The sequence below is a fragment of the Ruegeria sp. YTSA168 genome (assembly GCF_059610045.1).
In genome coordinates this window covers 207,779-224,673 of record NZ_JBXWMW010000004.1, presented here as the reverse complement: position 1 = coordinate 224,673, position 16,895 = coordinate 207,779, and the positions used below count along the sequence as shown (strand labels likewise).

The following is a 16,895-nucleotide window of genomic DNA, read 5'->3' as shown; positions in this document are numbered from 1 at the left end:
GCGTGATCTTACGGGATAAAGAAGGGCCGGTCCAACAGGACCGGCCCGTTTTTTGTTACTACTGAGTGTGATCAGACGAAGAACTGAGCACCGTTGGCCGAGATGGTCGACCCATTGATGAACTGCGAATCGTCTGAGGCCAGGAATGCGACGCAGCGTGCGATTTCCTCTGGCTCACCCAAGCGGCCTGCCGGGATCTGGCCGATGATGGATTCACGGACTTTCTCTGGCACGGCCATAACCATTTCAGTGGCAATGTAGCCGGGGCAGATCGCGTTTGCGGTGATACCCGCACGCGCGCCTTCCTGCGCCAGCGATTTCACGATGCCCAGATCGCCCGCCTTGGTCGCGGCATAGTTCACCTGCGCAAACTGACCCTTCTGACCGTTGATCGAGCTGATGACGATGATACGACCGAACTTGCGCTCGCGCATACCAGGCCAGACAGGGTGGACCGTGTTGAACACACCGGTCAGGTTGGTGTCGATCACTTGATGCCACTGCTCGGGCGTCATTTTGTGGAACGGCGCGTCGCGGGTGATACCCGCGTTTGCCACAACGATGTCGATTGGGCCAACTTCGGCCTCGACCTTTTCGATGCCGGCTTTGGACTCGTCGTAGTCGGCCACGTTCCATTTGTATGTGGCAATGCCGGTTTCTTCGGTGAATTTTGCTGCGGCTTCATCGTTTCCTGCGTAAGTCGCTGCAACATTACACCCTTCGGCTTTAAGCGCCTTGGAAATCGCTGCGCCGATGCCGCGGGAACCGCCGGTGACGAGTGCTGTACGTGCCATTTAGGACTCCTTCAAATTTAAACGTCTTGGTAATTCTGTTACTCTGAGAGTCAGAGATGCGCAATATCGTTTCGTGATCGTTCTGTCTTTCTGTTCGGAGATATTGTCGCATCAAAGGGATATGATCCGATTGTAACAAAAAAGGGCGCCCGGTGGACGCCCTTTTTTATCTGGTTTTCAGCGCACTTAATCACGCTCCACGCAAAGGGCAACGCCCATGCCGCCACCGATGCACAAGGTTGCTAGACCCTTTTTTGCATCGCGGCGTTTCATTTCGAACAGCAGCGTGTTCAGAACGCGGCAACCCGAGGCGCCGATAGGGTGGCCAATCGCAATCGCACCGCCGTTGACGTTTACGATGGACGGGTCCCAACCCATATCCTTGTTTACAGCGCAGGCCTGCGCGGCAAAGGCTTCGTTGGCTTCGACCAGATCCAGATCGTCAACCGACCAACCTGCTTTTTCCAGCGCCTTGCGCGACGCATAGATCGGGCCAACGCCCATGATCGACGGGTCGAGACCGGCGGTCGCATAGGATGCGATACGGGCCAGAGGCTCAATACCGCGTTTTTCGGCATTCTCAGCCGACATCAGCAACGTGGCCGCGGCGCCGTCATTCAGACCGGAGGCGTTGGCGGCGGTGACCGAGCCGTCCTTGGTGAAGGCCGGGCGCAGTTTGGCCATTGCATCCATGGTCGCGCCGTGGCGGATGTATTCATCCTTGTCCATCACGATGTCGCCCTTGCGGGTCTTGATGGTGAAGGGCACGATTTCATCAGCGAACCTGCCTGCTTTCTGCGCAGCTTCAGCTTTGTTCTGGCTGGCCACGGCAAATTCATCCTGCATGTCTCGGCTGATCTGCCATTTCTCGGCGACGTTCTCGGCGGTCTGACCCATGTGATAGCCGTTGAAGGCATCCCACAGACCGTCGCGGATCATCGTGTCGATATACTTCATGTCGCCCATTTTGTGACCGGCGCGCAGCGCGGCGGCGTGGGGCGACAGGGTCATGTTTTCCTGGCCTCCGGCGGCGACGATGTCTGCATCACCCAGTTGGATATGCTGCGCACCAAGAGCCACAGCGCGCAGGCCCGAGCCGCATACCTGATTGATGCCCCAGGCCGCGCTTTCCTGCGGCAGGCCCGCATTGATATGCGCCTGGCGGGCGGGGTTCTGGCCCTGAGCGGCCGTCAGAACCTGACCCATGATGGTTTCGCTTACTTCGCCCTTGTCCACCCCGGCGCGTTCCACGACCGCTTCCAAAACGGCAGCGCCCAGATCATGTGCAGGTGTGTTCGCGAACGAACCGCTAAAGCTGCCCACGCCTGTGCGTGCGGCGGATGCGATTACTACGTTGGTCATATAGTCAGTCCTTTACCGTCAAGGTCCTTTGGGAAATCTGACGGCGCAGGTGGCAGAGAGGTCTCTGACAAAACAAGAGCGCCCCAAGTTCCCCGCTCCAGCGCTTTATGGCATATCGCAATGCTGCATATGCAGCAACGGGCAGCTTGTCTCAGCCGATTACGCGAGCGAAGCAGCCAGGCCGATTGTTGCTTAAGATCCTGTTTTGGAGTTGTTTTCCTGCTTCCAAGGTGGAGCGACTGAGGGCGCTCCGAACAGAAAACCTTGCAAACAATCGACACCGCTATTGCGCAGAAACTCAGCATCTGCGCGGTTTTCAACCGATTCGGCGGTTACAAGTATCTCGAATTCCTGTGCGACCTGGATCAACGCGCGCACCAGCGCCTGATTGTCGGGCTGTTCACTTATGCCTCGTATGAACTGGCCATCAATCTTTGCGGCGTCGAACAGAAACTCACGAAAATGGCGCAGACCAAAATCGCTGGCGCCAAAGTCGTCTAACGCAAAGGCAATGCCAAGTTCCTGCAGGCGATCCATCAGGTCGATCACAAGCTCGGGCACTTGCATGGCGGATTGTTCCGAAATTTCCAGGATCAGCCGCTCACCAACGCTCTCGTCCCGTTTCAGAAATCGATCCAGTACCTTTGCCCAGCGCGAAAACCCGATTGAGCGCGCGGACATGTTGATCGACAAGCGTATGTCGGGGTTTCGCACCAACGTCTGCAACCCAAGTTCCAGCGCGATGCAATCAATCTCGCGCCCCAGAGGCGTGTTTTCCACCTGCGGCATGAACTCTCGCGCCGGGATCACACGCCCGGTTTCGTCCAGCACGCGGATAAAGCCTTCGTAAAAGGCAATGCCACCAGGCGATTGCGCTTGTACAACAGGCTGAAAGGCCAGCTTGCACTGCTTATGCTTTACCGCTTCGGTCGCCATTTTCACCACGGATCGATCCCGCGCCGAGATGGCCGAGTTTAACGGGTTGTCCGATCCTTCGGGTAAATCCGCAAGTTTCTTGTCCCGCATTAGCGCCGGTTCCCTGAACATGTCCGAATAGAGTTTCGGTCCCAGTGTCAGGGCAAACAGGTGAATCTGCGGTTAAAATGGGTGAAGTTTCAGCGGGCCGAGTGTTCAGCGCGTACCAAAGTGGCCGCAGCCCCGATCACGGCACCGGTAAAGCCCAACAGCATCATCAGGAAACCCAACGCGATCAAACCGGCTAAAGCACTGGCAAGCGCGGCGATCATGGCGAGCATCAGACCCATCAGACCCACGGATATCGAAAGGGTGGTTAAGCGGGTCATGTGCGGGTCTCCGGTCACTCGTTGTTTTAAACCATGGACCCCATATGGCACTTGCAACCGGCAATTCAAGCTCAGGCCTGCGCGATCACGCACAGTTCAGTGTTGTTTTGCCTTTAGATTGGGCAATCTCTCTCCGAGATGCTGGAAACCGGGCGTTCCGTGGTCTTCTGGATGCCGTGCCAGGTGTTTCTGTTTGATTTGGTCCGAACTGTCCCGGCTGCCATCATGGCTGTATCCGGGCGGTGCAAAACAATAGGCAAGCCGTTGGCGCAAAGTCAGGCCGGGTTGCGTGGCGTCGCGCCAAATACCAACCCATTCATGAAAGGCCACGCGCAACGGGTTGAACGTGCCGATATTGTGAACCAGCCCATAATCGACCCGGTCATCTTCCTGCTCGGGCACAAAGGTGCCGAACATCTTGTCCCAGATGATGAAGACGCCGGCATAGTTGCAATCCAGGTAGCGGGCATTGCGGCCATGATGCGCGCGGTGGTGGCTGGGTGTGTTCATCACCGCCTCGAACCAGCGGGGCATTTTGCCGATGGCCTCCGTATGAATCCAGAATTGGTAGATCAGGTTCAAGCCACCCACGAACAGCACCATGGCCGGGTGAAAACCTAGCAGGATCAGCGGTGCGCGGACCACCATCATGAAGGTGAACGTATAGGTCCATGTCTGCCGCAAAGCGGTGGTCAGGTTGTAGTGTTGAGAACTGTGATGGTTCACATGGCTGGCCCAGACCCAGCGGATTCGATGACCGAACCGATGCACCCAGTAGTACCGCAGGTCATCCAGCACAAAGCACAGGATGATCACCGGGATCGAGGTGCCCAGATCAAGCGGCGTGATCTGCCACAGCCCCATGAAGAATGCATAGGCGATGAACCCCAGAAGAAATCCCGAGGCGATGTTCCCGGCCCCCATGATCAATGAGGTTACCGCATCGCGTGTCTCATACCGGCCACCCCGGCCTTTGACAGCGATCCACAAGAACTCGGCCAGAATGGCAGCGATGAAAAAGGGCACGGCCCATTGGACGGCGTCGGGAAAGGTGATCTGGTCTGTCATGCGGGCTCCATCAGGTTACGCCAATGGCTGCGTTCGAATTCGTCCAGATGGACAAGGCATCTGGGTGTGGCAAAGTCGTGAAACTGGATTTCGAACCCGTCGGGATGGTCCAACAGGTCATAATCCTGCAGGTGTCGGGCGACGGTATCCGCGCCAAAAGACCAAATCAGTCCGGTGCCGGATACGGTCCGGATCAGGGCTGTATGGCCATCATGGGCAATTGTGAGATCAATGACGTCATCGTCCGGGAAATGGCGTAGCCATTCCTGACGCGTGTTTTCCTGTGTCAGATCGCGCAACTGCGATCGGCCTGTCAGGTGCAGCAAAAGCGTGACACCGGCGATTCCTCCGACCACCAGCACCAGAAGAATATCCAGCGGCATTTGGCCCTCCCGCGGCCAGAGTGCAGCCGACCCTTGCGGCTGTCAAAGGTGGCGTGGCGTAAGGCGGAACGGCGAAGGGGCGCAGCCGTGGTGGTTGCGCCCCTTCAAAACTTGATCCACTCAAACTGATATTAGTTGCTGATCGTGTAGGTCCCGCCAGAGTCACCCTTACCTTTGTTGCGAGTGAACGTCACCTGATTGCCATCCAGCGAAACGGTCTGGCAATCCTGCGGCAGTGTATCGCTTCCAACAACCAGATTGCGGCACCAGAACCGTTTGTTCCAAACCCAGGCCCCGGCAACGTTTCGACCGTCCTTCAGTTTACCAGACAGTATTCCGTCGGCCGAGATGACCAGGGTCGCCCCGTTTCCGGTCAGCGTTTTGCCTGCAACCGCATCCAGGAATTGTTTTTCCTTTTTGATGTCCTTGGCGTCAGCAGCCATCGCCGCACCAAGCAGAATGCAGGTCGCGGCGGCAAGTGTCGTGATACTCTTCATAAAATACTCTCCTGACTAAACGGCGGGAGAGTATTATGATTCTAACGGTTTAGAGCAGAATTTCTTAGCTTTCAGCGTTGACGAGAGCCGAGATAATCGCCTTCGCGCTATCCGAGTTCCATTCGGCATCGCCAATCAGACGCGCGATCTCATTGCCGTCCGGATCAAGGATCACGGTGATTGGCAGACCGATAACGCCCATCTCACGCGCAACTGCCTGTTTGGGGTCCTGATGGCGGGGTAGATTGTAGATCCCGTTCTCGTCAAAGAACTTCTTGATCCCGGCGGGCGAATTGCGCCCGGTGGCCAGTGTCAGCACCTCGAACCTGTCACCGCCGAACTCCTCCTGCAGCTCAGCGATCTGGGGCATTTCTTTGCGGCAAGGCGCACACCAGGTGGCCCAGAAGTTCAGTAGGATGTATTTGCCCTTATAGTCCTCCAGAGTGGCCGTGCCGCCATCATCTTCCAATTCGAACTCAACCGCTTCGACCGGTTTTGGCTCTTTGTGCAGGATCAGTCGCTTCAGGCTATCCTCACGCAGCGGGCCCAATGTCTCGGCATCGGTGGCCAAAGCGGCGTTTGCACCCAGCGCAAGGGCCATATAAAGGGGGATCAGACGAAACAGGCGCATATCAACTCCGGGTTTTCTTTCATGACCGATCAATCCTCGAACCAGATGTGGGGCGGCCGCTTTGCCGCCGGTCCAGACGCGATCATGGAGGCAATCAATGCCTCGATCGGGTTCGATCAGCGGATGGCAGCCCAGGACATCGCAGGCTCGCGGGCCCATGCCGCCATGTTGGCTGCCACAGGCGTTATAACTGATAGTGATGCGCAGGCTATTCGGGAAGGGCTGCTCACCGTTTTGTCAGAAATCCAATCCGGTTCGTTTCAGTTCTCGACCGCGCTGGAAGACATTCATATGAATGTCGAGGCACGGCTAAAAGAGGTGATCGGTGAACCCGCAGGCCGTCTGCACACAGGCCGGTCGCGCAACGATCAGGTTGCGACCGATTTCAAGCTGTGGGTCCGTTATCAGTTCGATGCGGCGGAAACCGGATTGCTGGCCCTGATCCGCGCGCTTTTGGCGCAGGCTGAGGCCGGAGCCGATTGGGTCATGCCGGGCTTTACCCATCTGCAAACGGCGCAGCCGGTGACGTGGGGCCATCACATGATGGCTTATGTCGAGATGTTTGGCCGCGATCTCAGCCGAGTGCGCGATGCGCGCACCCGGATGAACGAATCCCCACTTGGTGCCGCCGCGCTGGCCGGGACATCATTCCCTATCGACCGTCACATGACTGCCGAGGCGCTGGGCTTTGACCGCCCCGCCGCGAACTCACTGGATGCGGTCAGCGACCGCGACTTCGCGCTGGAGTTCCTGTCCACCGCCTCGATCTGCGCCGTCCACCTTTCGCGTTTTGCCGAGGAGCTGGTGATCTGGTCCTCGGCCCAGTTCCGCTTTGTCACCCTGTCCGACCGGTTCTCAACCGGCTCGTCAATCATGCCGCAAAAGAAAAACCCCGATGCCGCCGAGCTGATCCGCGCCAAGGTGGGCCGCATCTATGGGGCCAATACCGCGCTGATGATGGTGATGAAAGGCCTGCCGCTGGCCTATTCCAAGGACATGCAGGAAGATAAAGAGCAGGTTTTTGACGCCGCCGACAACTGGATGCTGGCGCTGGCCGCGATGGAGGGCATGGTCAAGGATATGACCGCCAACCGCGAAACCCTTGCCGCAGCGGCAGGGTCGGGGTTCTCAACTGCAACCGATCTGGCTGACTGGTTGGTCCGTGTGCTGGGCCTGCCGTTCCGCGATGCGCACCACGTGACCGGATCGCTGGTCGCGATGGCCGAAACCAAGGGTTGCGACCTGCCCGACCTAACGCTTGAGGATATGAAATCGGTGCACGCTGATATCACCGATGACGTCTATTCTGTCCTCACCGTTGAAAACTCGGTAAACTCGCGTCAATCTTATGGGGGGACTGCGCCTGATCAGGTGCGGGCTCAGATCAAACGATGGAAGGCGCTGGTGTGATGCGTATGTTTCGGGTCATTCTGCTGATCTTGACTGGGTTTGCCTTGGCAGCCTGCGGTGCCGATGGCGAACCCGTTCAGCCGACGGCCAGCCTGGGCGTTGGCGTTGGGTCCAGCGGGACACATGTTGGCGGAGGCGTTGGCCTGCGCAAGGGCGGCTTTGGCCTTTATCTGGGTGTCTGATCTGAAATCCAACACCGGCAGTACAGACTCTAAGGAGAACGGCATATGCGAACCATCGGCCTAATTTTTGTGCTTGCCGTTTTGGTGGCTTGCGAACCGACATCTGCGTCGCGCCCTGATCCTAAGCCAGAGCCAAAACAGTCCGGCATTTCCGTATCCGGCTATGCACGTGCTGGCGTCTCGACCGAGTTCTAAAGGGCCGTACCGGGCTATGACGGCCCGAAACCATTGAACCGGGGGGCCGTTTTGGTCTAAGCGCGCAGATATGGATCACTTTCTCTACCGCGACGGCGCGCTTTTCGCCGAGGATGTCCCGATCTCCGAAATCGCAGCTGCGGTCGGAACCCCGTTCTATGTCTATTCGACAGCCACCTTGCTGCGTCATTTCATGCTGTTCGATGATGCGCTTGAGGGAACTGATCACCTTGTTTGCTACGCGATGAAAGCGGCCAGCAATCAGGCCATCCTGAAGACATTGGCACAGGCAGGCGCCGGGATGGATGTTGTTTCGGGCGGGGAATACCTGCGGGCCAAGGCCGCAGGCGTTCCGGGCGATAAGATCGTGTTCTCGGGTGTCGGCAAAACGGCAGATGAGATCCGGACTGCCCTGACCGGCGGTATCCGCCAGTTCAACGTGGAATCCGAACCCGAGATGCAGGTGATCAGCGCGGTCGCGGCAGCGCTGGGGATGGTTGCGCCGATCACAATCCGAGTAAACCCGGATGTGGATGCGAAGACTCATGCCAAGATTGCGACAGGTAAATCCGAAAACAAATTTGGCATTCCGATCTCGCGCGCATCCGAGGTTTATGCGCTGGCCGCCAGCTTGCCGGGGCTCGAAGTGATTGGGATTGACGTTCATATCGGGTCACAATTGACCGAGTTGGAGCCGTTTGAGCTTGCCTATACCAAGGTCGCTGAACTGACCGAGCAGTTGCGGGCCGAAGGGCACAATATCCGCCGTCTCGATTTGGGGGGCGGTTTGGGCATTCCCTATGCGCGCTCTAATGATGCGCCGCCGCTGCCTGTCGAATATGGCGCGCTGATCAAGAAGACGCTGGGCCATCTGGATTGTGAAATTGAGATCGAACCCGGACGTCTGATCGCGGGCAATGCCGGATTGATGGTGAGCAAGGTGATCTATGTGAAATCCGGCGAGGGTCGGGATTTTCTGATCCTTGATGGCGCAATGAATGATCTGATCCGCCCGGCGATGTACGAGGCGTATCACGACATTATAGCCGTTCAGGAACCTGTCCCTGGCGTTGAACAACAACCCTATGACATCGTCGGCCCAGTCTGCGAAAGCGGCGATACATTTGCCAAACAGCGCAACATGCCGCCGCTTGATGCGGGCGATCTGGTGGCGTTCCGCAGTGCCGGTGCTTATGGCGCGGTGATGTCGAGCGAATACAACACGCGACCCCTCATCCCCGAGGTTCTGGTGCATGGGGATCAATTTGCAGTTATTCGTGAACGCCCAAGCTTTGACGAAATCATAAACCGCGATACCATACCTATGTGGCTTTGACGCAATCAGCGTAAGGGCCCGATCAGGAGGCCCGCATTGCGCGATAAAATGAAGCTGCCGATACCAAGACGATCGCTCTGGCTGACCCATGCTGGGATGCTGGCCGAGCAGGCTTTGCGTGCATTCTGGCCGTTTTTCTCGATTTTGATGGCCGTTCTGGCTGCTTTGATGCTCGGCATTCAGGATCAGGTTCGCGTTGAATTTGTCTGGGCCGCAGGTGCAGTCAGCCTGATCGCGCTGAGCGTGGCTGCGGCTGTTGGGCTTCGGCGATTCCATCGGCCGACGCGCGCCGAGGCGCTTGTGCGCTTGGATGAGGCTTTGCCCGGACGCCCTATTCAGGCGTTGATCGATGACCAGGCCATCGGGGCGACGGATGCGGATTCGGTTGCTTTATGGCAGGCGCACAAGGAGCGGATGGCACAGCGCGTTTCTCAGGCCGAGGCAGTGAAACCTGATCTGCGCCTTGCTTCGCGCGATCCATATGCCCTGCGCTATGCCGCTCTATTGGCATTGGTTGTCGCCATGCTGTTCGGATCACTTTGGCGCATTGGCTCCGTCGCCGAGATGACGCCGGGAACAGCTATCGCCGGCCAGGGACCGACTTGGGAAGGCTGGGTCGAGCCACCGCGCTATACCGGCCTGCCAACGCTTTATCTTGCCGATCAGTCGGGCCCCACCCTATCCGTGCCTGCGGGCAGTAGCGTTACTTTGAGGTTTTATGGCGAGGTCGGTGCGCACAGCCTGACCGAAACAAGTTCGGTCACTGGAACCGAAGCTGCCACTGAACCAGAACAGGATTTTGTTGTCACTCAATCGGGGCAATTGCGGATCGAAGGACCCGCAGGCCGGGATTGGGTTGTTGACGTGATTGGCGATGCCCCTCCGACCATTGACGTGGCAGGTCGGGCCGAGGCCGAAGCAGGCGGGCAGATGAAACTGCCGTTTCAATCCAGCGATGACTATGGCGTTGTCTCTGGCTCTGCCCTGATCGAACTTGATCTGGATGCCGTAGATCGCCGGTATGGTTTGACCACAGAACCTGAGCCGCGCGAGGTGATCGAGATTGAATTGCCCATGCCCATCACCGGCGACCGGGCCGATTTCACCGAAGACCTGATCGAAGATTTCTCGGAACATCCTTGGGCGCATCTGCCGGTGCGGATCACGTTGATGGCGCGCGATGCGGCGGATCAGCAATCGCAATCCGAACCCTATCTGACCGCCTTGCCTGCGCGCCGGTTCTTTGACCCGCTGGCGGCGGCTGTGATCGAACAACGCCGCGATCTGCTATGGTCGCGCGAAAATGGGGTGCGAGTCGCTCAGGTGTTACGGGCCGTTTCGCATCAGCCCGAGGGTTTGTTCCGCTCGGATACGGCCTACCTACGACTGCGCGTTCTCTTGCGTCGTTTGGAAGCTTTCAATCAATACGGGCTGAAGCAGCCTCAGCAGGATGAAATCGCGCAAGCCCTTTGGGATCTGGCGGTTCTTATCGAAGACGGTACCTTGGCCAACGCACTTGAGCGAATGCGCCGCGCGCAGGAACGCCTAAGCGAGGCTATGAAAAACGGCGCGAGCGATGAGGAGATTGCAGAGTTGATGCAGGAGCTGCGCGAGGCGACGCAAGACTATCTGCAGCAGTTGCAGCGTCTGGCGCAACAGAATGGCGAAGATGGCGAACGTCAGTCCGGGCAAAATGGCGAGTCGCTGCAGATGTCGCAGGATGATCTGCAGGCCATGATGGACCGTATTCAGGAACTGATGGAACAGGGTCGCATGGCCGAAGCTCAGCAGGCGCTGGAAGAGTTCCAGCAGATGATGGAGAACATGCGCGTCACCCAAGGTCAGGGTCAGGGCGGCCAGTCTGAGGGGCAACAGGCCATGGAAGGTCTGGCCGAGACACTGCGCGAACAACAAGGGCTGAGCGATCAGGCCTTCCGCGATTTGCAGGAACAATTCAATCCGGGCGGTCAGGCCGGTGAGAGCCAGGGCAACGAAGGCCGCAATGGTGGTCAGGGTCGGGGTCAAAGCCACGAAGGGCAGGGTGGTCAGGGTCAGGATTCCGATCAGGCAGGAGAAGGTCAGTCCGGTCAGGGAAGTCTGGCGGATCGCCAACAGGCGCTGCGCGATGAATTGCGGAGTCAGGAACAGGGCCTGCCAGGTGCGGGCACGCAGGAAGGTGAAGCCGCCCGTGATGCGCTGGACCGTGCGGGTCGGGCCATGGATGAGGCCGAACAGGCCCTGCGCGGCGACGATCTGGCCGAGGCGATAGATCGCCAATCCGAGGCGATGGAAGCCCTGCGCGAAGGCATGCGCTCATTAGGTGAGGCGCTGGCCGAGAACCAGCAAAACCAGCCTGGCCAAGGCGCCGAGGAAGGCGAGGCCCAGGCGAATAACCGTGACCCACTGGGCCGAAACCCCGGGGCTGCAGGGTCGATCTCGACGGATGACAATCTGTTGCAAGGCGAAGATGTCTACCGCCGTGCGCGTGAGCTGCTGGACGAAATCCGTCGCCGGACCGGCGAAACGGACCGGCCCACGATTGAACTGGAATACCTGAAACGGCTGCTGGAACGGTTCTGAGGCCGTTAGTTCTGTGGCGCGCCTGATCCGGCCTGTGCCTCAAGCCAGATACGCGCCTGATCGACCAGAGATACGTAAGGTTTCAGCACTGGATCGGCCTGTGGGACGACTTCGCTGATTTGCTGCGCATTGCCATAAATCAGATACAGGATCACCGCGATGATGAGAACAAATGCAAACCCGCGCACAAAGCCACCGGATTTGCGTGCTGGTTGCACGGCATCCGGGTCTTCGGCCAACATGCTGGAGTTGATCGTCTCGACATCCGGCAACGCTTCTTTCTGACCGGCATCTTGGGATGTTTCTGATGCGGTTGGCGTTTTGGGTTCGACCTTCGGAATTGGTGCGACATCCAATGCGAGATCAGGCTGCGTTTCAAGGCTGCTGCCTTCCTGCGCCCTAAGTTCGGATTCGCGCGCGGCCTCTTCCTGAAGAATATTGGCAACAGAGGGGTCGATATTTCCAGAAGTCTTGGTTTCAGCCGTGGCCACTTCCGGTTCCTGGTCGGAAAAGGCTTCCTCGACCGGCAACCTGTCAGTGCCTGAGTCGTCTTCTTCCTCAGGTGTCGACGTCTCGAGCTCAGACAGCTTGGCCTTGAGTTCGGTGGTTTCCACCCCAGCTGTTTCAGGTGTTTCATCGGTGGGGTATTTCGCCTGAAACCATGTCTGATCACAGGCGGAACATTGCACATCGCGGCCTTCTTCGGGGATGACCTCGTCTGGTACCTCATATTGGGCACTGCAATTCGGACATGTAAGACGCATGCTGCCTCCCCGGCCGACAATTCGGCGGATAATAGTTTTTTCAGGCATGTTATTCCGTTAAGACCCAACAGCAAAGCGCGTTTTCGGTTTCGCGGTCCAAGTGTCACCAATTGGACTCGGTACAGGCATTGAAACCACACCCGCGCTCGGGCAAGAAGAGCAGATAAAAAGGGGGCACGTGTGATCGAGCTGGAAAATGTCAGCTACACTTATGGTGGCGGCGAATTGCTGAGCGACGTCTCGGTGCAATTGCAGCCGGGCTCGTTTCATTTTCTGACGGGTCCCTCTGGTGCGGGTAAAACCACATTTCTAAAGCTGTGCTATGGCGCGTTGTTGCCAACTTCGGGGCGTCTGAGCGCCTTTGAGCAGGATATTTCAGCACTGGACCGCGATGAGATGGCGTTGCTGCGCCGCCGAATTGGTGTTGTGCATCAGGATTGTCAATTTCTCGATCACATGACGCTCGCAGAAAACGTGGCTTTGCCGCTCATGGTTTCGGGCCGCGCCGAGGCCGAGGAACAAAGCAACCTGTCGGAACTGCTGGGATGGGTCGGATTGGGGTCCCGGCTAGACGCACATCCGCCCGAACTGTCCGGAGGTGAACGCCAACGTGCGGCACTGGCGCGTGCCCTGATCCTGTCACCCGATGTCGTATTGGCGGACGAACCCACGGGAAACGTGGATTGGGAGATGTCGCAGCGTCTGTTGCGCCTTCTGGTCGAGTTGAACAAAATGGGCAAAACCGTCCTGATCGCAACCCATGATCTAAGCCTGATCCGCGCCGCAAAAAGCCAGGTTCAGGCCCGCGTGCTGCGTATTTCGCAGCGCCGGTTGCAGCTGGCGGGGGCAGATCTATGAGCAAGGGTGACATCCGAAACCTGCTGCGCCGCGACAGCCGCGCTGATCGGGTGGTGCCGCCCACTGGTTATACCGCCCATCTGACGCTGTTTGTTTCTGGTGCGATGGCTTTTCTGACGGTTTTTGCGTTGGCCTTGTCTCTGGCTTCGGGCCGGATCGCGGATCGCTGGGCCTCGGAACTGGCCGGGGCGGCAACGCTGCGGATCAACGCCCCTGCCGAGCAACTGGCCGCCCAGACCGAGGCCGCGCTGATTGTTCTGAACCAGACACCGGGTGTGGCATCAGCCCGTGCACTGACTGCGGATGAACAGGCTGCGTTGCTGTCGCCCTGGTTCGGGCCGGATCTGCCGCTGGATACGCTGCCCATCCCACAACTGATCGAGATTGTAGAGGGTGAGCCTGGACTGGATGCCGCTGGCCTGCGCCTACGCCTGGGGGCCGAGGTGCCGGGTGCCGTTCTCGATGACCACACAAGATGGCGCGAACCTTTGGTGGATGCGGCGACGTCTCTGCGACGTCTTGGGTGGATTTCGATCCTTTTGATTGGCGGGGCAACGGCGGCCATGATCACATTAGCGGCCAATGCTTCGCTGGCGGCGAATGCGCAGATCATCGAGGTGCTGCGCCAGGTCGGTGCGCGCGACCGGTTTATAGCGGGCGCCTTTGTGCGTCGGTTCACCTATCGCGCGCTGTTCGGTGCAGCGGTGGGCACAATGCTGGGCATGATCGGTGTTCTGCTGTTGCCCGAAGCCTCGGATGCCGGAGGGTTCTTGTCCGGCGTCGGATTTCAGGGGAGGGATTGGGCGTTGCCCGTGCTGATCCCCATTCTGGGTGCCGTTGTCGCTTTCTTCGCGACCTGGACCGCTGCGCGCCGCAAGTTGAAGGAGCTTTCCTGATGTCCAAGGCTGTTCAATGGGTCCGCTCGTTGGTCTTTATGTTCGTGATCTACCTTTGGATGTTGATTCTAGGCATCGTATTTTTACCCTATGCGATTTTTGCAAAACGGGGGGCATCAAGGGCCTGCAAAACCTATGCGCGCAGCACATTGTGGCTGGCGCGTTGGATGGTGGGTATTCGCAGCGAAGTACGCGGAACACCGCCGACAGGTGAGGTTGTAATCGGTGCCAAGCATCAATCCTTTCTCGATATCATCATGATCTTCAACGCTATCCCGCATGGCAAGTTCATCATGAAGCGAGAGCTGTTGTGGACCCCGATCATCGGGATGTATGCGCGCCGTTTGGGCTGTATTCCCGTGAACCGGGGCAAGAAGGGCGCCGCAGTGGCCAAGATGGTCAAGGACGTCGCTAAAGAATTCACCGAACCCGGTCAGCTGGTCATCTATCCGCAAGGCACCCGCGTCGCACCGGGGGCCAAGAAACCTTACAAAGTTGGCACTGCCGTTTTGTACGAAGGGTTGGGTTTTCCCTGTGTCCCTGTGGCGACAAATGCGGGCGTGTTTTGGCCGCGTACGGGTCTCATGCGCAAGCCGGGCCTTGCGATTGTAGACTTCCTTGAACCCATTGAGCCCGGTGTAGAACGCGAAGAATTTCTGGAACGTCTAGAAAACGTAATCGAAACACGTTCTGACGCGCTGATGCAAGAAGTGGGGTTTGATCCGGATGCAGTTCATTGACGATCTAAGCACGTTAGAAGGGCTCTACGGCACACCGGGCGCGCCATCTTTGCGTAAGGTGGTGCGACAGCTTACGCCACTTTATCGTAAGTGGATTATGGCGTCCCGACTATGCGTTCTGAGTACGGTTGGCCCGGAAGGCGTAGATGGCAGCCCGCGCGGTGACGATGGCCCGGTGGTTCTGGAACTGGATCCCGCTACGCTGGCCCTGCCGGATTGGCGAGGAAACAACCGTTTGGATTCGCTGCGCAATATCGTGCGTGACCCGCGCGTGTCGTTGATGTTTTTTGTGCCGGGTTCGAACAATGTGGTGCGTTTGAACGGGTCGGCACGGCTGACGGCTGATGAAGATTTGCGCGCGCAGTTCGAAAAGCACGGCAAACGTCCGGCGACCGTGATTGTCGTTGATATCCAGGAAATCTACACGCAATGCGCCCGTGCGCTGATGCGGGCAAAAACCTGGTCGAGCGATGATGAATCCCAAGACCTTCCAACGGTGGGAGAGATTCTGGCCGAAGCGTCGGACGGTGAGGAGGGCGGCGCACGCTATGACCAGGCGTGGGCTCCGCGCGCCGCCAAAACGATGTGGTAAGCATAGCGATCAAACCGCCGCCGCCCCAATTTTTTCAACCTTCGAGATCCAGCGCTCGACGCTGCCGGCTTTTGGATAGCTGGCACCGGCGAAGTAAGTGAACTTCGTTGGTTTGAAACCGACAAACCCCAATATCTGATCACGCACCTGACGGATGAGCGCTTGGCGATAGATCAGGCGCATGAACCAGCCGGGCGTGTCTGAGGTCAGGATTACGCGCGCAGTACGCCCGGTCAGCATTGGGGCTGGAAAACCCAGTTTCGTCGTGTTGCGCGTGTCGAATGTGCGCCCTGGGATGAACATCCGGTCGATCAACCCTTTCAGTTTCGCGGGCAATCCACCCCACCACATAGGCGCAGTGAGGACCAGATGATTGCTCCACTCAATATCCTGCAGAACCTGTTCCAGTTCGGGTTCGAGGGGTTTGAAATCGTGATAATTGCCCTGACCGAAATCCAGATCAAACTGGAGATCGCTTAAGTGAACGACGCGCACGTCATGACCATTCTGGCGTGCCGCGTCGCCATATGTCTGCGCAAAGGTGCGTGACAGGCTGTTTTTACCAGGGTGCCCGTCCAGGATCAGAATTTTCTTCGGTTGCATTGGGTTTCTCCTAAAAAGTGACCGCGGTCATCTTATAGAATCAAAAAATGACCACGGTCAATAATAAATTTGACCACGGTCAAAAAATATGCAATCTGGGCTTATGCAAAAGACAGTTCAAAAACGCACACTGAAAACCCGCGCGCGCCTGATGGCAGCATCGGAAGAGTTGATTCAGAAAAACGGATACGAGGCCTTAAGGGTCGAGGAGGTGGTGCAACTGGCTGGCGTTGCCAAAGGCACGTTCTTCGCCCATTTCCGCGACAAAGATGCGTTGATGGAGATCATGATCGCGGACAAATTGAATGCCTGTCTGGATCAGGCTGACAACGGGCCAAAGCCCGGAACCGTCGCCGAGATCATCACCGCCCTTGAACCAGTTCACAGTTTCATGACGTCCGAGCGGTATGTCTTCGATCTCTTGATCCGATATTCAGGTGCAACCGCTATCGCTGAAATCGGGCCCATCGCCTATTGCTTTGAGCGGTATTTCCGCGTGGTGATGATGTGGCTTGATGCCGCCGAGATGCGCAAGGATGTGCCATCAGAGCTGTTGGCCGAGGGCGTGCAGGCTTTTGCGATTCAGGCCATGTCTCTGAGATTCTGCGCGCTGCATTCTGCGACGACATTCACCGACAGACTGGAAACCTATCTGCAGGCGTGGCTGACCCCAGCGCGCTGATCGCGGCCGGGGTCATGA

20 protein-coding genes are annotated in these 16,895 nt (G+C 57.9%); 10 read left to right on the top strand and 10 right to left on the bottom strand.

The genetic code is table 11. The annotated features are described in order from the left end of the window. Nucleotides 1-71 precede the first annotated feature (71 nt). The 8 genes from phbB to AC2FFE_RS10345 form a co-directional block, all read right to left on the bottom strand. Nucleotides 72-794 carry an acetoacetyl-CoA reductase gene (gene phbB, locus AC2FFE_RS10380; protein WP_353012069.1) on the bottom strand — a complete coding sequence of 241 codons (723 nt, stop codon included), beginning with the start codon at nucleotides 792-794 and terminating at the stop codon, nucleotides 72-74. 186 nt (nucleotides 795-980) lie between these two features. Further along, nucleotides 981-2,156: an acetyl-CoA C-acetyltransferase gene (locus AC2FFE_RS10375; RefSeq protein WP_496818992.1), complete on the bottom strand. Its 1,176-nt coding sequence runs from the start codon at nucleotides 2,154-2,156 to the stop codon at nucleotides 981-983. A 192-nt stretch (nucleotides 2,157-2,348) separates the two neighbouring features. Continuing rightward, nucleotides 2,349-3,182: an EAL domain-containing protein gene (locus AC2FFE_RS10370; protein WP_496846573.1), complete on the bottom strand. Its 834-nt coding sequence runs from the start codon at nucleotides 3,180-3,182 to the stop codon at nucleotides 2,349-2,351. 89 nt (nucleotides 3,183-3,271) lie between these two features. Then, on the bottom strand, nucleotides 3,272-3,460 hold the full coding sequence (locus tag AC2FFE_RS10365) for a hypothetical protein (protein WP_496818993.1): 189 nt from the start codon (nucleotides 3,458-3,460) through the stop codon (nucleotides 3,272-3,274). A 96-nt stretch (nucleotides 3,461-3,556) separates the two neighbouring features. Then, a complete protein-coding gene (locus AC2FFE_RS10360) occupies nucleotides 3,557-4,528 on the bottom strand; it encodes a sterol desaturase family protein (protein WP_496846572.1) in 972 nt (323 codons plus the stop codon). Beyond that, complete coding sequence (locus AC2FFE_RS10355) at nucleotides 4,525-4,911, bottom strand: hypothetical protein (RefSeq protein WP_496818995.1); 387 nt, start codon at nucleotides 4,909-4,911, stop codon at nucleotides 4,525-4,527. The genes AC2FFE_RS10360 and AC2FFE_RS10355 overlap by 4 nt, the downstream gene beginning before the upstream one ends. 131 nt (nucleotides 4,912-5,042) lie before the next feature. Further along, the gene (locus AC2FFE_RS10350; protein WP_496818996.1) at nucleotides 5,043-5,408 is read right to left on the bottom strand and encodes a hypothetical protein; all 366 of its coding nucleotides are present in this window, start codon (nucleotides 5,406-5,408) and stop codon (nucleotides 5,043-5,045) included. Between the two features lie 64 nt (nucleotides 5,409-5,472). Beyond that, nucleotides 5,473-6,039 (bottom strand): TlpA disulfide reductase family protein, encoded by a 567-nt coding sequence (locus AC2FFE_RS10345; RefSeq protein ID WP_496846571.1) that lies wholly within the window; start codon nucleotides 6,037-6,039, stop codon nucleotides 5,473-5,475. Nucleotides 6,040-6,060: 21 nt separating this feature from the next. Here AC2FFE_RS10345 and argH point away from each other — a divergent pair, with 21 nt between their 5' ends. The 5 genes from argH (at nucleotide 6,061) to AC2FFE_RS10320 (ending at nucleotide 11,742) form a co-directional block, all read left to right on the top strand. Then, on the top strand, nucleotides 6,061-7,449 hold the full coding sequence (gene argH / locus AC2FFE_RS10340) for an argininosuccinate lyase (RefSeq protein ID WP_496818998.1): 1,389 nt from the start codon (nucleotides 6,061-6,063) through the stop codon (nucleotides 7,447-7,449). Then, the gene (locus tag AC2FFE_RS10335) at nucleotides 7,449-7,631 is read left to right on the top strand and encodes an argininosuccinate lyase (RefSeq protein WP_298935422.1); all 183 of its coding nucleotides are present in this window, start codon (nucleotides 7,449-7,451) and stop codon (nucleotides 7,629-7,631) included. The genes argH and AC2FFE_RS10335 overlap by 1 nt, the downstream gene beginning before the upstream one ends. A 45-nt stretch (nucleotides 7,632-7,676) precedes the next feature. Continuing rightward, nucleotides 7,677-7,826: a hypothetical protein gene (locus AC2FFE_RS10330; RefSeq protein ID WP_496818999.1), complete on the top strand. Its 150-nt coding sequence runs from the start codon at nucleotides 7,677-7,679 to the stop codon at nucleotides 7,824-7,826. 70 nt (nucleotides 7,827-7,896) lie between these two features. Then, nucleotides 7,897-9,162, top strand: coding sequence for a diaminopimelate decarboxylase (lysA, locus tag AC2FFE_RS10325; protein ID WP_496846570.1), 1,266 nt, complete (start codon nucleotides 7,897-7,899; stop codon nucleotides 9,160-9,162). Between the two features lie 48 nt (nucleotides 9,163-9,210). Further along, nucleotides 9,211-11,742: a TIGR02302 family protein gene (locus AC2FFE_RS10320; protein WP_496846675.1), complete on the top strand. Its 2,532-nt coding sequence runs from the start codon at nucleotides 9,211-9,213 to the stop codon at nucleotides 11,740-11,742. A gap of 5 nt (nucleotides 11,743-11,747) precedes the next feature. Here AC2FFE_RS10320 and AC2FFE_RS10315 read toward each other — a convergent pair whose 3' ends face one another. Further along, nucleotides 11,748-12,506 (bottom strand): zinc-ribbon domain-containing protein, encoded by a 759-nt coding sequence (locus AC2FFE_RS10315; RefSeq protein ID WP_496846569.1) that lies wholly within the window; start codon nucleotides 12,504-12,506, stop codon nucleotides 11,748-11,750. Between the two features lie 180 nt (nucleotides 12,507-12,686). On the opposite strand from AC2FFE_RS10315, the gene AC2FFE_RS10310 reads away from it, so the two are divergent. Genes AC2FFE_RS10310 through AC2FFE_RS10295 form a run of 4 tightly spaced genes read left to right on the top strand, consistent with a single transcriptional unit; the run spans nucleotide 12,687 to nucleotide 15,592 of the window. Then, on the top strand, nucleotides 12,687-13,364 hold the full coding sequence (locus AC2FFE_RS10310) for a cell division ATP-binding protein FtsE (RefSeq protein ID WP_496819002.1): 678 nt from the start codon (nucleotides 12,687-12,689) through the stop codon (nucleotides 13,362-13,364). Then, nucleotides 13,361-14,260: a cell division protein FtsX gene (locus AC2FFE_RS10305; protein WP_496819003.1), complete on the top strand. Its 900-nt coding sequence runs from the start codon at nucleotides 13,361-13,363 to the stop codon at nucleotides 14,258-14,260. Before AC2FFE_RS10310 ends, AC2FFE_RS10305 begins: the two co-directional genes overlap by 4 nt. After that, nucleotides 14,260-15,000 carry a lysophospholipid acyltransferase family protein gene (locus AC2FFE_RS10300; protein WP_496846568.1) on the top strand — a complete coding sequence of 247 codons (741 nt, stop codon included), beginning with the start codon at nucleotides 14,260-14,262 and terminating at the stop codon, nucleotides 14,998-15,000. The genes AC2FFE_RS10305 and AC2FFE_RS10300 overlap by 1 nt, the downstream gene beginning before the upstream one ends. Next, nucleotides 14,987-15,592: a pyridoxamine 5'-phosphate oxidase family protein gene (locus AC2FFE_RS10295; RefSeq protein ID WP_496819006.1), complete on the top strand. Its 606-nt coding sequence runs from the start codon at nucleotides 14,987-14,989 to the stop codon at nucleotides 15,590-15,592. Before AC2FFE_RS10300 ends, AC2FFE_RS10295 begins: the two co-directional genes overlap by 14 nt. A 9-nt stretch (nucleotides 15,593-15,601) precedes the next feature. Here the strand turns inward: AC2FFE_RS10295 and AC2FFE_RS10290 are convergent, their stop codons facing one another. Next, nucleotides 15,602-16,195, bottom strand: a complete 594-nt coding sequence (locus AC2FFE_RS10290; RefSeq protein ID WP_480548535.1) for an NAD(P)H-dependent oxidoreductase — start codon at nucleotides 16,193-16,195, stop codon at nucleotides 15,602-15,604. A gap of 103 nt (nucleotides 16,196-16,298) precedes the next feature. On the opposite strand from AC2FFE_RS10290, the gene AC2FFE_RS10285 reads away from it, so the two are divergent. Continuing rightward, a complete protein-coding gene (locus AC2FFE_RS10285; RefSeq protein WP_496819008.1) occupies nucleotides 16,299-16,877 on the top strand; it encodes a TetR/AcrR family transcriptional regulator in 579 nt (192 codons plus the stop codon). Nucleotides 16,878-16,895: the final 18 nt, after the last annotated feature.